10 protein-coding genes and 2 pseudogenes are annotated in these 13,622 nt (G+C 58.9%); 6 read left to right on the forward strand and 6 right to left on the reverse strand.

Annotation, left to right across the window (positions count from 1 at the left end; all coding sequences use genetic code 11):
• Positions 1 to 41: 41 nt before the first annotated feature.
• A complete protein-coding gene (locus HJB84_RS26550; protein WP_221117387.1) occupies positions 42 to 815 on the forward strand; it encodes a thiazole synthase in 774 nt (257 codons plus the stop codon).
• The gene (locus HJB84_RS26555; RefSeq protein ID WP_221117388.1) at positions 812 to 1,432 is read left to right on the forward strand and encodes a thiamine phosphate synthase; all 621 of its coding nucleotides are present in this window, start codon (positions 812 to 814) and stop codon (positions 1,430 to 1,432) included. Before HJB84_RS26550 ends, HJB84_RS26555 begins: the two co-directional genes overlap by 4 nt.
• Positions 1,433 to 2,389: 957 nt before the next feature.
• Here the strand turns inward: HJB84_RS26555 and HJB84_RS26560 are convergent.
• Together HJB84_RS26560 and HJB84_RS26565 are read right to left on the reverse strand one after the other, a co-directional pair.
• Positions 2,390 to 3,154 (reverse strand): GntR family transcriptional regulator, encoded by a 765-nt coding sequence (locus HJB84_RS26560; protein ID WP_131702454.1) that lies wholly within the window; start codon positions 3,152 to 3,154, stop codon positions 2,390 to 2,392.
• Complete coding sequence (locus HJB84_RS26565) at positions 3,151 to 4,032, reverse strand: N-acetylglucosamine kinase (RefSeq protein ID WP_221117389.1); 882 nt, start codon at positions 4,030 to 4,032, stop codon at positions 3,151 to 3,153. Before HJB84_RS26565 ends, HJB84_RS26560 begins: the two co-directional genes overlap by 4 nt.
• 507 nt (positions 4,033 to 4,539) lie before the next feature.
• Here HJB84_RS26565 and HJB84_RS26570 point away from each other — a divergent pair.
• The 3 genes and pseudogenes from HJB84_RS26570 to HJB84_RS26580 all read left to right on the forward strand — a co-directional run.
• A pseudogene (locus HJB84_RS26570) lies at positions 4,540 to 5,259 on the forward strand (Crp/Fnr family transcriptional regulator); the annotation flags it as partial.
• 146 nt (positions 5,260 to 5,405) lie between these two features.
• On the forward strand, positions 5,406 to 6,617 hold the full coding sequence (locus tag HJB84_RS26575) for an NADP-dependent isocitrate dehydrogenase (protein WP_221117390.1): 1,212 nt from the start codon (positions 5,406 to 5,408) through the stop codon (positions 6,615 to 6,617).
• A 61-nt stretch (positions 6,618 to 6,678) separates the two neighbouring features.
• Positions 6,679 to 7,384, forward strand: a pseudogene (locus HJB84_RS26580) (IS5/IS1182 family transposase); the annotation flags it as partial.
• An 85-nt stretch (positions 7,385 to 7,469) separates the two neighbouring features.
• Here HJB84_RS26580 and HJB84_RS26585 read toward each other — a convergent pair.
• Genes HJB84_RS26585 through HJB84_RS26600 form a run of 4 tightly spaced genes read right to left on the reverse strand, consistent with a single transcriptional unit; the run spans position 7,470 to position 12,182 of the window.
• Positions 7,470 to 8,435 (reverse strand): sugar phosphate isomerase/epimerase, encoded by a 966-nt coding sequence (locus HJB84_RS26585; protein ID WP_127431447.1) that lies wholly within the window; start codon positions 8,433 to 8,435, stop codon positions 7,470 to 7,472.
• A gap of 17 nt (positions 8,436 to 8,452) precedes the next feature.
• Positions 8,453 to 10,162: an iron ABC transporter permease gene (locus HJB84_RS26590; RefSeq protein ID WP_127431446.1), complete on the reverse strand. Its 1,710-nt coding sequence runs from the start codon at positions 10,160 to 10,162 to the stop codon at positions 8,453 to 8,455.
• Complete coding sequence (locus HJB84_RS26595) at positions 10,159 to 11,163, reverse strand: ABC transporter ATP-binding protein (protein ID WP_127431445.1); 1,005 nt, start codon at positions 11,161 to 11,163, stop codon at positions 10,159 to 10,161. The genes HJB84_RS26590 and HJB84_RS26595 overlap by 4 nt, the downstream gene beginning before the upstream one ends.
• Before the next feature lie 50 nt (positions 11,164 to 11,213).
• Complete coding sequence (locus HJB84_RS26600) at positions 11,214 to 12,182, reverse strand: extracellular solute-binding protein (protein ID WP_310865717.1); 969 nt, start codon at positions 12,180 to 12,182, stop codon at positions 11,214 to 11,216.
• Between the two features lie 142 nt (positions 12,183 to 12,324).
• On the opposite strand from HJB84_RS26600, the gene HJB84_RS26605 reads away from it, so the two are divergent.
• Positions 12,325 to 13,515 carry an ROK family transcriptional regulator gene (locus tag HJB84_RS26605; protein ID WP_244604858.1) on the forward strand — a complete coding sequence of 397 codons (1,191 nt, stop codon included), beginning with the start codon at positions 12,325 to 12,327 and terminating at the stop codon, positions 13,513 to 13,515.
• Positions 13,516 to 13,622 lie beyond the last annotated feature (107 nt).

The raw sequence follows: 13,622 nt of genomic DNA on the forward strand, positions 1-13,622 counted from the left end.
ACAGAATCGAAATCCTGTCGCCGATGCAGGGAGGTTGACTGATGCTGACGCTTTATGGGTCCGAAATTACCTCCCGTCTGCTGCTTGGCACAGCGCGATACCCCTCTCCTGCCGTCCTCGCCGAGGCCGTCAAGCAATCGGCGACGGGAATCGTCACCGTCTCGCTTCGCCGTGAGATGTCTGGCGGCCGCAGTGGGGGAGCCTTCTTCGAGATGATCCGCGAGCTCGGCGTTCGTATCCTTCCCAACACTGCAGGTTGCCACAGCGTCGCGGAAGCGGTGCTGACCGCAAAATTGGCACGCGAGCTGTTCGCCACCGACTGGATCAAGCTCGAGGTCATCGGCAACCATGATACGCTACAGCCGGATGTCTTCGGTCTCGTCGAGGCGGCTCGCATCCTCGTCAGCGAAGGTTTCGAAGTCTTCCCGTACACGACGGACGATCTGGTTGTGGCCGAACGACTGCTGGACGCCGGCTGCAAGGTACTGATGCCATGGTGCGCACCGATCGGCAGTGCCGCCGGGCCGCTCAATCCGACAGCGCTCAGAGCAATGCGGGCGCATTTCCCTGACGTGTCGCTGATCGTCGATGCCGGCATCGGCCGGCCGTCGCACGCAACTGCGGTGATGGAGCTCGGTTTCGATGCAGTTCTGCTCAACACCGCCGTTGCCGGCGCCGGAGATCCCGCGGCGATGGCAGCCGCCTTTGCCGCGGCAATCGCCGCCGGCAATCAAGCCTTTAACGCCGGCCTGATGGAGCCGCGCGACATGGCCGTCCCCTCTACGCCGGTGATCGGAAAGGCGGTGTTCACATGAAGCTCGATCCGTTCTACCTGATCGTGGACAGCGGCGAATGGATTGCCCGGTTGGTACCGCTTGGCGTCAAGCTGGTGCAATTGCGCATCAAGAATCGTCCGAGGACTGAACTATGCGCCGAGATTCGTCGCGCAGTAGCAGTCTGCGCTAAACATCAATGTCAGCTGATCGTCAACGACTACTGGCGGCTTGCGATCGAGGAAGGTTGCGGCTTCGTCCATCTCGGCCAGGAGGACCTTGCGACAGCGGACCTCGACGCGATCCGAGCGAGTGGCTTGAAGCTTAGCGTCTCAACGCATGACGAACGCGAGTTGGAAATCGCACTGGCAGCAAGGCCTGATTATATCGCACTCGGCCCGGTCTACACGACGATCCTCAAGCCGATGAAATGGCCGCCGCAAGGGCTGACGCGGCTGAGCGAATGGAAATCGCGCATCGGCGACCTGCCTCTCGTCGCCATCGGCGGGTTGAATGTCGAACGGATCGAAGGCGTCCTTGCTCACGGGGCGGATAGCGTCGCCGTCGTGACCGACGTGATGCGGCATGAAAATCCGGAACTTAGAACAAAGCAATGGATCATCGCCACAGCGCAGGCGCGAACTCCCAATCTTCAGTAAGCCGCCAGGAAACCTGGGTAATGGATCATCTTGAGGCGGAAGGGCTGGTTGAAATGTTAGCAAAGCAGGGGCCGATTGTTGCCAAATTGGATTAGAACGAGGCCCGCCAGATCTACGAGATACGGTCGGCGCGAGTAGGGCGGGTCGCGCACAGTCAGGGGGCGTCGGTTCATCATGACCCTCGTCGGATATAACGCAACATCGGAGCACCGATGGTGGAGTTCTAGGTCTCCCACTGTCTGCGGCGCGTCGTACGCTGCGATGATGACAATCATGTCGATCGCTGGTGCCCTGACTGGCGTCGCAGGTTCGTTCAAGCGGCGAGAGTATCGCAATCTTCATGGCGTGCTGGTTCCACTCAGCCAAAGCCAGCAGGTTTCCGAGCGGAAAGCATCGACCATGAGATTGGAGAACCTGTGCAAATTTGATCCAAGATCACCATGATCGCTTGTCTCGAAACCCTTTGGCCTACCTGTCCAGCTCGACTTCAACTCAAACTTAGGGTCAACACCAAGAGATCTGCGTCGTCTTCAGGCCCAAGCCGACCTTTGTGCTCAGCATGCTCATGGCGTTGGTGGGTCCCGCAAGCGGGAAGCGTATTTGTCAGAGCAATCCAAGCGGCGACGGCGCGCGTGGCTGCCTTGGGAAGGCGGCCCGCGACCAAGTTGGGCTCGAGACCGTAGTTTGATGCGAGTGACAGCCGAATCGAAGCGACTGCAATTTCGCGCTTAGCTCGATTGAATATTTCAGGGATATGGCGGCGTGGTCGGACAAGCCTCGAGCGACTGTGACGACGAATTCGGAGTCCAGGGCGCGCAAACCGCATCGAAGGCAGCCAAGTCATTCGCTAAGCGACCGAGCAATCTGGCCGCAGCTTCTGAACTTCGTCGATCTTTCGGCGCATGTTCGTGTGCATGGTGGCGTGCAAGATAGGATCCTGTCTTGTAAGAAGAGGGGTCAGTTTTCGAGAAAGGTGAGCTCGCTGACGAAACCTTCGGCATTGCCTCGGAAAAGAGAGCGGGTGAATTCGATCGCGCGGCCCGAAGCAAGATAGGCAACGCGTTTTGTCAAAAGCCCAGCCGTTCCGACCGCGACGCCAAGCGTTGTGGCGTCCGGATCTTCGATGTTAAGTGCGAAAGTGCGTTGGATCGCACGAACGGGTCTAAAGTTTGCGTCCGCGAGTGTGTTGCAGATGGAACAGGTAACGGTACGAGCGTCGGGCAGGAACTCGGAGGAAATGCATATGCGTTCAATCGCAATCGGCTGGCCCGCCGAGCTCCGCAAATGGGTGATGCGCACGACGCGACTGTCGCTTGACAGGCCGAGTGTCATCATCTCCTCTGGTGCGGGATGGGACGTGCTGCGCTCGATGCACTCGACTTTCGTGCCCGATCCAAGCCAGGAAATGCCACCTGTCAAAAGATACGCGCGTGACGGAGGCTGATCTGCGCGGACCGCCGATCCGGCTACGAAGGTTCCTGAGCCGCGCCGGCGAACCAGAAATCCGTCTTGCACGAGATGGTCGATTGCTTTGCGGACCGTTACACGGCTAACGCGGACATGTTCAGCGAGGTCTCGTTCGGGATAAAGAACGTCGCCCACTTTGAGTTTACCCGACAGGATCGCCTTTTCAAGCGCCAGGCGAAGCCTTTGATAGAGCGGACCGGCGCCGTTGATGTCTGTGCCCCATCCTGGAAGCATAGCCGCAAGCGTGTCGCTCATTCGATCGCTTTCAGATGCCCGAAGCGCGACACAGCCAGGGCCACGGCCCCGCTCAGTGCATCGCCTTCGGGCGTTACCAGTAGACTTTGATGCCGTGCAGCGATCCAGGACGAATACAGCGGCCCCAATCCCCCGAGCAGGCAAATCTTCTGCGTTCCTCGAGCGACTAGACGATCAAGTGCTTCGTCAACTGAAACAGCGGCTTCTTGCAACAGGCGCGCGGCGACAGCATCGCCCCGTTTCATGTGCTCGAATACGCGCGGCGCATAGCGGCCGAAAGCGCCGGGCTTTGCATGCCGCGCAAACTCGACGATATTGCGCGGGTCATTTTTGAATTCCGCAAGGACGGAGGCGGTCATCGCGGACATCTCGTGGATGCCGTCATATGCGAGCAGCGTTTCTTGCAAAAGCGCATGTCCAATACGAGCACCGCTGCCGAGGTCGCCCACAGTAAAGCCCCATCCGCCGACGTAGGTCACCGTTTCGCAGTGGCGGGAAATGTAGATCGTGCCTGTTCCTAAAATGGCGACGGCTCCGTCTTTATCACCAAGCGCGCCTTGTAGCGCGATCAGCCCGTCTGACTCGATGTCCGCCTGGGCGAAGGGTAGCCTGTTTTTCACGTAGTGAACGGCCTCGCCGACACTATTGCCTGCGACCCCAAGTACTGCACGCGCCGAGGCGATGCTACGCGCATTGATGCCAGCTGCGTAGAAAGCCGCGCGGGTCGCACTGGCAATGTTGTCGACGGCCGTATCCGGATCGGAGAGAATGTTAGCTGGCCCGGCTTGAGCCCGCGCAAGGATACTCCCGTTCGCACCGGCGACTGCAGCTCGGCAGCTGGTGCCACCGCCGTCGATTCCGATTAGGTAGACAGTCATCCGCCCGTTCCTTCAGGATGTCATCTGACACAACGTCGATCGCGTTCAGGCCGCACCAGCCGCGCGCACCTTAGTACGTTCGTCGCACAAACATACTGGGCCGTCAATTCGAAATCGGCTAGGGAGTATGGGCGACCCAGCTGAAGCACCCGTAATGCTTTCGACCTGAACCCTTTCCCCGTCGCGAGTAACCGTCATACAATTTGGGATATGCTCGTGCGCAAACACGTCGGCAGCTTCGTCGCCCAGGGTTGGAAGATCTTTGCTTCGTCGTTCAAGTTTGAAGGATTCTGCGGGTCGGCCTCGTGTCGAGGCAGGCGCTTCCAAAAACAGCATGGCACGGAAACTTTGATCTGGATCAACTCGCGGTCCCGGCGAAATTGGTAATCATCAAGCCGCGCCGGAGGAAATCGGGATAGCCGAACCCGCAATCGCGACGTAAGCGTCTGAGTATGCCCAGCATGCGCAGCCACATCCGGCACACGCGGATTTTGAAGGGATCAGGACATGGACGTTGCACGCAGTAAGGGTTCCGACGCCGGCACTCTCGTCGCTTGCGCTTCCTGCCAGGCGCGGCACGGCGTCGTCTGCGGCGTACTGTCGAGCGGTCAGTTAAAGGACCTCGGCCGCCACTCGCTGCGCCGCAAGGTCGATGCCGGCAGCGAGATCATCGCTCAAGGGTCGGAAAGCTCTTTCTATTCGAACATAATGCGCGGGGTGGTGAAACTCTGTAAGGTGATGCCGGACGGGCGCCAGCAGATCGTCGACCTGCAATTCGCCCCCGATTTCGTCGGCAGGCCCTTCGTGCGCGAAAGTACGCTGTCGGCTGAGGCTGCGACCGATGTCGAAATCTGCGTCTTTCCCCGCGACCTGCTCGACCGCATGATATCGGAGACGCCGGAACTGCGGCGCAGCCTGCACGATCAGGCGCTGAAGGAGCTGGACGCCGCGCGCGAATGGATGCTGACGCTCGGCCGGCGCACCGCCGAGGAGAAGGTCGCAAGCCTGCTCCACCTCATCGCCACCCACGCCGAACCGCAAACGGCCACGACCACCGCCTTCGACCTGCCGCTTTCCCGCGCCGAGATCGCCGATTTTCTCGGTCTGACCATTGAAACCGTCAGCCGCCAGATAACCAGGCTGCGCAAGAGCGGCGTCATTCGCATCGAGAAGTTTCGACATATCATCGTCCCCAACATGGATGAGCTGGAGCGGATGATCAGCGCATACAACGGGATCAGCTGCCGAATTCGGGATCAGCGCGTGATTACGACGCGGTTGTTGGCGAGGCCAGCCTGTGGCGCCAGCAGCGCTCCTCATCACATCACCCACCCGGGACGCCGTCCCCATTCAAGCTCGAACGAGGCAGATACATGAACAAGATCAAGGTCGCCAATCCCGTCGCCGATCTCGACGGCGATGAAATGACGCGCATCATCTGGCAGCTCATCAAGGATAAGCTGATCCATCCGTATCTCGACCTCGATATCGACTATTTCGACCTCTCGGTCGAAAACCGCGACGCCACCAACGACCAAGTCACTGTCGACGCCGCCAACGCCATCAAGAAGTACGGCGTCGGCATCAAGTGCGCAACGATCACGCCGGATGAAGCCCGCGTCAAGGAATTCAACCTCAAGGAAATGTGGAAGAGCCCGAACGGCACGATCCGCAACATCCTCGGCGGCGTCATCTTCCGCGAGCCGATCATCTGCAAGAACGTGCCGCGCCTCGTTCCCGGCTGGACCAAGCCGATCGTCGTCGGCCGCCACGCCTTCGGCGACCAGTACCGCGCCACCGATTTCAAGTTCCCCGGCAAGGGCAAGCTGACGATCAAGTTCGTCGGCGAAGACGGCACCGTCATCGAGAAGGAAGTCTTCAACGCACCGGGCGCCGGCGTTGCCATGGCGATGTACAACCTCGATGAATCGATCCGCGAATTTGCCCGCGCCTCGATGATGTATGGCCTGATGCGCAAGTGGCCGGTCTACCTGTCGACCAAAAACACCATCCTCAAGGCCTATGACGGCCGCTTCAAGGACATCTTCGAGGAAGTCTACGAGACCGAATTCAAGGATCAGTTCAAGGAAGCAAACATCACCTACGAACACCGTCTGATCGACGACATGGTCGCCTCGGCGCTCAAGTGGTCTGGCGGCTACGTCTGGGCCTGCAAGAACTATGACGGCGACGTCCAGTCCGATACCGTTGCCCAGGGCTTCGGCTCGCTCGGCCTGATGACCTCGGTTTTGCTCACGCCCGACGGCATGACGGTCGAAGCCGAAGCCGCGCACGGCACGGTCACCCGCCACTACCGTCAGCATCAGAAGGGCCAGGAAACCTCGACGAACTCGATCGCCTCTATCTTCGCCTGGACGCGCGGCCTGGCGCATCGCGCCAAGCTCGACGACAATGCCGAGCTTGCCCGCTTCGCCGCAACGCTCGAAAAGGTCTGCGTCGACACCGTCGAATCCGGTTTCATGACCAAGGACCTGGCGCTGCTGATCGGCCCCGACCAGCCGTGGCTCTCGACCACCGCCTTCCTCGACAAGATCGACCAGAACCTGCAGAAGGCCATGGCGTAAGCCGGTCTTTCCAAAATAACATCGAAGCGGCGGGGATTTCCCCGCCGTCAGATTGCTGCGAGTGTTCGACGCCCCGACGCTCAGCCCAGAACCGCCGCGGTTACAACGATAAATCGGTTGCCCGGGACATCTTCGATTACATCGTCGAACAGGCGATCGGCCACGGGCTGGTCGGCACGGTGGCGTTACACGGATTCGACCCATCTGAAGGCCAATGCCAACAAGGGCGAATACGATCTTGCAATGGTCGAGAAGTCGCGCGCCGACTACTTGGCCGATCTGGATGCGGCGATCGAGGCCGAACGCAAGCTGCACGGCCAGAAGCCCTTGAAGGACAAGGAACGCCGGCCGGAGGTGACGACGACTAAGGTTACGCGCAGCGTTCAGACAGCGGCTATATGGTGCGCGACGGCAGGCCGAAGGGCTTCTTCTCTCTCGATCATCGCACGATGGACGGCAAGCTCGCCATCATCACCGATACTTATGTCACGCCAGCCAATGTCCACGACTCGATCGTCTATCTCTCAAGGCTCGACCGGCAGCAGACCCGTTTCGGCTTCGATGTCGGCGCGGACGGGCTGGATGCCGGCTATGCTACGCCGGGCATCGCCAAGGGCCTGGAAGACCGGCAGATCCTTGGCGTCACAGGCTATCGCAATCCCACTCCGCCCAAGCCCGTCATGATGCGCAAGTCGACGTTCGTCTTCGAACCCGAGACCGATGGCTATCGCTGCCCCGAAGGCCATTTGCTGACCCATTCGACGACACCGACGAAGCCGACAGATTCTTTGGTCTAAACTGTCCATCCATCTGGACCGCGGAACGGTTCAAACGTCAACGCTGCTACCTTTGTCACGACGTAGTGAAGAATTGTCGAGGGCAGGCGCATTCGCCATCACTGCTTTTCCTCTCGCGCGCCTCGGCTACCATCTCCTCAAGCCTAACAGCAACACCGTGAGCGCGGCGATAGTAGGCGGATTCTGGTATCCCATACCGGTCAATTGGCGTCTCGAAGTTGAGCGGAGTCTGATAAGGAGTTGAGGCGATCGCCGAGGCGATCGTGTGCCAATCTAATCGTCCGTCGAATGGCAAGAGATGGTCATCCACTGCTCCGAAATTGTCGTGAATGTGAGTAGCAATGACGCGATCCGCGAAACGCTCAAGCACGCTGAGCTTGCCTGGCTCGATCAGTTCCCAGTGACCACAATCGAAGCAGACGCCGATGAACTCCTTGCCGTATCGAGCGAACAGCCGATCATAGAGGTTGAGGAAATTCTGGGCGTTGGCGCAGAGGAGAGTTTCCGCGGCAATCTGGACGCCCTTTTCGACGCAGTAAGGCCTGATTTCGTCGAGAGACTGGAAAAGGGGGTCGAAGAACGCTCGTTCGGCGGCTTCGCTGCCGAAGACGTTGTCGTTGATATCGATGTGCAGAACGATATTGGGGGACTGGAACGCGGCCGCCAGGTCGACACGGTTACGCAACAGCTCGACTCCGCTGCGGCGCTGCCATTCATGCGGCGACAGGAAGTCCTTGCGCGTCTCCATCGCGAAAGGGCCAGGGTTTTTGTAGCCGATCTCGGTGATAGGATTGCGGCCATTGCTGGCATGAACCGAGTGCACTTTCAGCCCAGCATCGGCCACGATCCTGCTTGTAAACTCGATCTCGGCGTCGGCCAGCCAGTACGAACTGCCGGAGTCGGGATTCCAGTTGATGTGTGTGAAGCCAGCTTCCTTAATGAGGGTGAGCGAGTTGCGAATGCCTTCGTCGTACCAACGCTCCTGGTGCGGCCAATGCCAGACGGTGATGCAGGTATCCAATGGATCAGTCTCCTGTTCTACAATGTTGTGGTTTCTGGACCTTTGCCAAGGCCGATCCGCTCAGCCAACAGAATGATCGCCATTGAAAACACCATGATCAGATTGACGTAGACGAGGTTGAGGGCCGCCTGCTCAGGATCGACAGACAGCGAGCTGTCTACGATTGCAATCGGCAGCGGCTTGTTATTGACGTTGTATAGAAAGGCCGACAAGGGGTATTCCGACAGGAGATCGTTGAAGGCCATCCCGGCGACGAGGATTACAGTCGGCGCCACTATCGGCAGAATGATGCGGCGATAGCGATAAAGACCGGTGGCGCCCATCGAGCGGGCGGCCTCGTTATAGGCCGGATCAATTCCTACGAAGGCGGCCCTCAGGAACCTCACCATCAGCGGCAAGGCGACGATGGCGTAGCCAATCGGCAGGAGCCAGTAGCCGCCGAGGAGGACTGCGTTTCCAACGAGCGGGTTTGGCGAGTCAAAGGTGACGATCAGCCCGACAGCGAGCAGAATACTAGGAACTACCCATGGCAGGAAGAAAGTGATGTCCAGAAGGCGCGTCAGCCAACTGCGGCGGCCAAGAATAACCGGGACGGCAAACAGTGTAACGACGAGCGCCGCCGATACCGCGACAAGGCTCATCACTATGGAGTTGAAAAACGGAAGAAAGGCGCTGCCTTCGGTGAAGACGCGGGTATAGTTCTTCAGTGTCAGGCTGGATGGGATCACTTCGATGCCGATGCTCGCGGCAGGGGCGAAGGAGAAGAGTACGACAAGCGCGATCGGCACCGTATAGATAGCCACGAGAAGATAGGCAAACAAATGTAGCACTGCATTGCCGATGGGGCTGCAAATTTTGCGTAGCTGGATGGGCGCAGTCGCTTTCGCGCCGCCGACATAGGAGCCGCGCGCTTCGAAATATTGAGACAGCAGTATAAGCGCCATGAGACATAGTCCCATCATAAGCGCGAGTAAGGCGGCCATGTCGGGACGGCGCAGGCTGTTCAAGGTCAGCACCATCTGGCTCAGCATGTGGAAATCGCGACCGCCCAGCACCTGAGGGGCGGCGAAAGAGCTGATTGCGGTGTAAAGGGTGAGAAGGGTGACGGCGAGGAACGTCGGCATGATCGCGGGCAGTACCACACGCCACAGGATCGTATATTCCGAGGCACCCATACTGCGCGCAGCTTCGATTGTTGCGTAGTCGACGCGGCGCATCGCAGCGCGCAGAAAAAGATAGTAAAAGTTGGTCATCAGAAAGGTATGCGTGAAAAGCACGCCAAACCAGCCGATGAACCAGGCTTGCGGGAGGCTGGAGACGGCGGCCTTCACCAGATGTGTCACCGCACCGCTGGGACCATAGGTGAAGTTGTAGCCCGCCGCCGCAACGACACCGCCGAAGACCAGGGGCGTTGCATAGGCGATTTTCAAGAGTGCGCGACCGCGTACGTGAAAATATTCAAGGACGACGACCTGGAACATCCCGACAATGGTCACCGTAACCATGGTCGCTGACGTCATCCAAAGCGTGTTCCAAAGGGCAGCGCGCACTCTTCGTGATCTTGAAAGTTCGCTTGCGATCTGGCCGACCACCAGGCTGCCGTCCTTGAAAAAGGCCGCATGAAGTGACGCGACTAGCGGCAGGATCAGGAAGGTGATGACGATCCAGATCAGGGCCGCCACTCCGATCCAATAGACTACGCGCTCGACGGGCGCCGCGCGGTTCATCTGCCCGCTTCCTCGAAGATATGCGCCGAGCCCGGCCGGACCGTCCAGGACACGGTCTCACCGATTTCAGGTAACTCGTGCCCCATCCTGGCGGCCGAAATTAAGTGTCCGCCGGCATCCAGGTCGATGCGGCTGTGGGCGCCAAGAAATTCCACATGGCGGACGGTCGCCGGCAACCCGGCTTCTACCGCTTTCCCGACGAACACATCTTCGTGGCGGACAAAGATGCGCCCCTGAACGTCGCGGCCCAGAATTTGCGCGACAACCGGTGCGAGCAGTTCGTTGGCGGTGCCGATAAACTCGCAGATGAACGGCGTCGCGGGCTTTCGATAAAGAGTACGTCCGTCACCGATCTGTTCAACGCCACCGTTCGCCAGCACGACGATCGTGTCGGACATGGTGAGTGCATCTTCCTGATCATGCGTGACAAAGACCGCCGTGAAGCCAAATTCCTGCTGGAGCCTCTTGATCTCGCGGCGCATCGTCACTCGCACCTTGGCGTCGAGATTGGACAATGGTTCGTCGAACAAAAGCACCTTGGAGCCCGCGACGAGCGCGCGCGCAATCGCGACCCGCTGTTGTTGCCCACCTGACATGGTCGCGGGCTTCTTGTGCAGTTGCTCCGTAATCCCGGATGTTTCGGCGATCTGGGTGACACGCTTGACAATCTCGCCCTGCGGGATCTTCGCCACACGCAAAGCAAAGGCGATATTCTCGAAAGCCGTCATCGTTGGAAACAGCGCATAGTTCTGGAATACCATGCCGACGTTGCGCCGCTCCGGAGGCTCGATGGTAATATCTTTTCCTTCAAGAATAATCCGACCGCTCATGACCGGATGAAAGCCAGCCAGGGTCCTTAGGACGCTGGATTTGCCGCTGCCGGAAGCCCCGAGCAGAGCAACGAACTCGCCTTCGTGAATCTCAAGCGAGAGGTCGCTGATGACAACCTTGTCGCCATAGCCAATATGCAGTTTATCGATGATGAGGATCGGGGTCGGCATAAACATACTCCTGAGAAGCCTGGCGATCTGCGTCGCCCGGCCCTACATCCTCACCGGATTTCTAGCTCGATCTTCTGCAACCAGCCGTCCAGTTTGGGCGCGACGGCATCCCAATCGATCGGCTGCGCCTTGACTAGTTTCGCATTCGCCTGCACCTCTGGCGGTGATTTGGCCAACGCCGCCGGCAGCACCGGAACCTGACCGAATTTCTTGGCGTAGCCGGCCATGACATCGGCAGAGCCGAACCAGTCGACGAATGCCTTTGCCTGCTCCAGCTGATCGGTTCCCGCCATGATCGCCACGCCTTCAGAGATGACGGGCGTGCCACCTTCCGGGTCAATGACCTTGACTTGCATGCCGAGCTCCTTGGCGTCCTTGATGACGCCGCCGAACCAGTTCAGATTGATGATCGCACCGCCCGATTTGAAGGCTTCCTTGCGCGCATCGGCGTCATCGACAACGATCGCGTTCGCATAGAATGCGCCAAGAAAATCCCATCCAGCCTGAGTGACTTCGCCCTTGTCGTCGAGGAACCGGGCCAAGATGCCGGCAAGATAGACCCTTGTCGTCTGCCAGGCGGTGTTGCCGATGACGTATTTGCCTTTGTATTCGCCCCTTGTCAGGTCCAGCCAGCTTTTCGGCGCCCGCTCAGCGGCAAGCTTGTCAGACTCATAGGCGATGACGACCGGTGTGCTCCAGAATTTGTAGACAATGCCTTCCTTGTCCTTGTAGTGCGCAGGCAGGTCCGCCGCCCAGGCTGGTGTGTATGGCTGGAACAGGCCATTCTTTTTGAGCAGAGCCATAGACGCGTCGACCATGCCAAGTACGACGTCGGCCTGGGGGTTGTTCTTCTCGGCGACCAGCCGATCAAAAAGTTCTCCTCCGGGTGCGCGCAGAAACTGCACGTCGTGACCGGCGCCTTTAGCCTGGTCGATTATCCATTGAACGTTCTCTTCCCCCTGAGGTGAATAAACGACGAGACTCTTTGCCAAGGCCGGAGAGGCGATCGCGATCAGCACGGCGGCGAGGCTCAACAATCGTTTGATCTGGTGCATGGTGTTCTCCCATTTCATTTTGGCGGTCATTCCGGTTGGCTTTCTTAAAGGATCCTCATGACAGATTAATTACATTGCGTAATTTAATATATATTGCAATAGCTGTTTGGCTGCTGACAATTTGACACTCTTGGAACCAATGGACCTTTCACGGAACGAACGACGACTGGTCGAACTGATTTTCGTAGGCAAGCAGATTGCGCGGGTCGACCTAGCGGAACGGTCCGGCATGACAGGTGCTTCTGTCACTCGGCTGATAGGTCGCTTAATTGAGATCGGACTTCTGATCGAGGTGGTCGAGCGGACCGGCGCCCAAGGCCAGCCTCGGCGCTTGCTGAGCTTGCGGGCTGACCGATATCTTTCCGCGGGAATAACATTCTCGGTCTCCCGAATGGAGGTAGCAATTGCTGATCTAGCGGGTAAGATTCTTACCTCCCGATCTGTAGACATCGAGACCAGCACAGCTTTGTCTGTGGCAGAGGCGGCGCAGGCTGCTATCGCAGCGATGCTGACCGATCTTGGCACGCCTAAAGATCGCCTTCTCGGGGTCGGCTGCTCGGTGCCCGGCAATTTCGGCACGATGTCGCACATCCTCAAGGCCCACAGCTTCTTCCCGGCTTTCGATGATGGTGAGGCGGACCAAGCTTTTAAAGCGACTTTCGAAGCGCCCTATTACATCGAGAATGATGGAACAGCTGCATCGCTCGGAGAGTATGTGTTCGGCGGACGCATCCCGCAGCCTGATCCGATGTTCTTCATTCACATCGGACACGGTGTCGGGGGAGGGGCGGTTATCGACGGGCGGCCGTACCGCGGTGTCAATGGAAACGCCTGCCTGCCCGGAGTTCTCTACCCGTACGACCAGCCGCGCCCATCCGGCCAAGACCTTTTTGCCACCCTCAACAGTGCCGGCTTCGCCATCCACGACTTCATCGACCTCGATCGGTTACCAGATAGCGCCGAAGCGGCGTTAGAAATCTGGATTGAACGCGCCGGAAAGCAGCTCAGCGAGACGGTGCGTGTAGCTACGGCGATGTTCGACCCCGCGCTGATTGTCCTTGGGGGACGGCTGCCAGAACTAGTGACAGACAGGCTGGTACGCGCAATTTCCAGTCAGCCAATCCTTGGCCCGTCGCGCGGCTTGGAGGCTGCCGCAGTTGAGGCCTCTCGACTTGGCCCTCGCGCCGGCGCGATCGGGGCGGCCTGCATTCCGTTCTTTGCCTCTCTCTTTTCCGCCGCCGTCGCAGACGATGGCAGTCCTTACCTTAACGGTCGCAAGCCCAAATCCCGACCTTAGAAAATTCGATAGCGCGCCTGAGTCTCTTTAAGAAGCCTACCGGACAGGCCTTGCCCGGCGCGAATCGACACAACAGGTCCGCAAGCCCCTTCGTTGCATATCGGTGT

This window comes from Rhizobium sp. NZLR1b (genome assembly GCF_019685155.1).
Classification (GTDB): domain Bacteria; phylum Pseudomonadota; class Alphaproteobacteria; order Rhizobiales; family Rhizobiaceae; genus Rhizobium.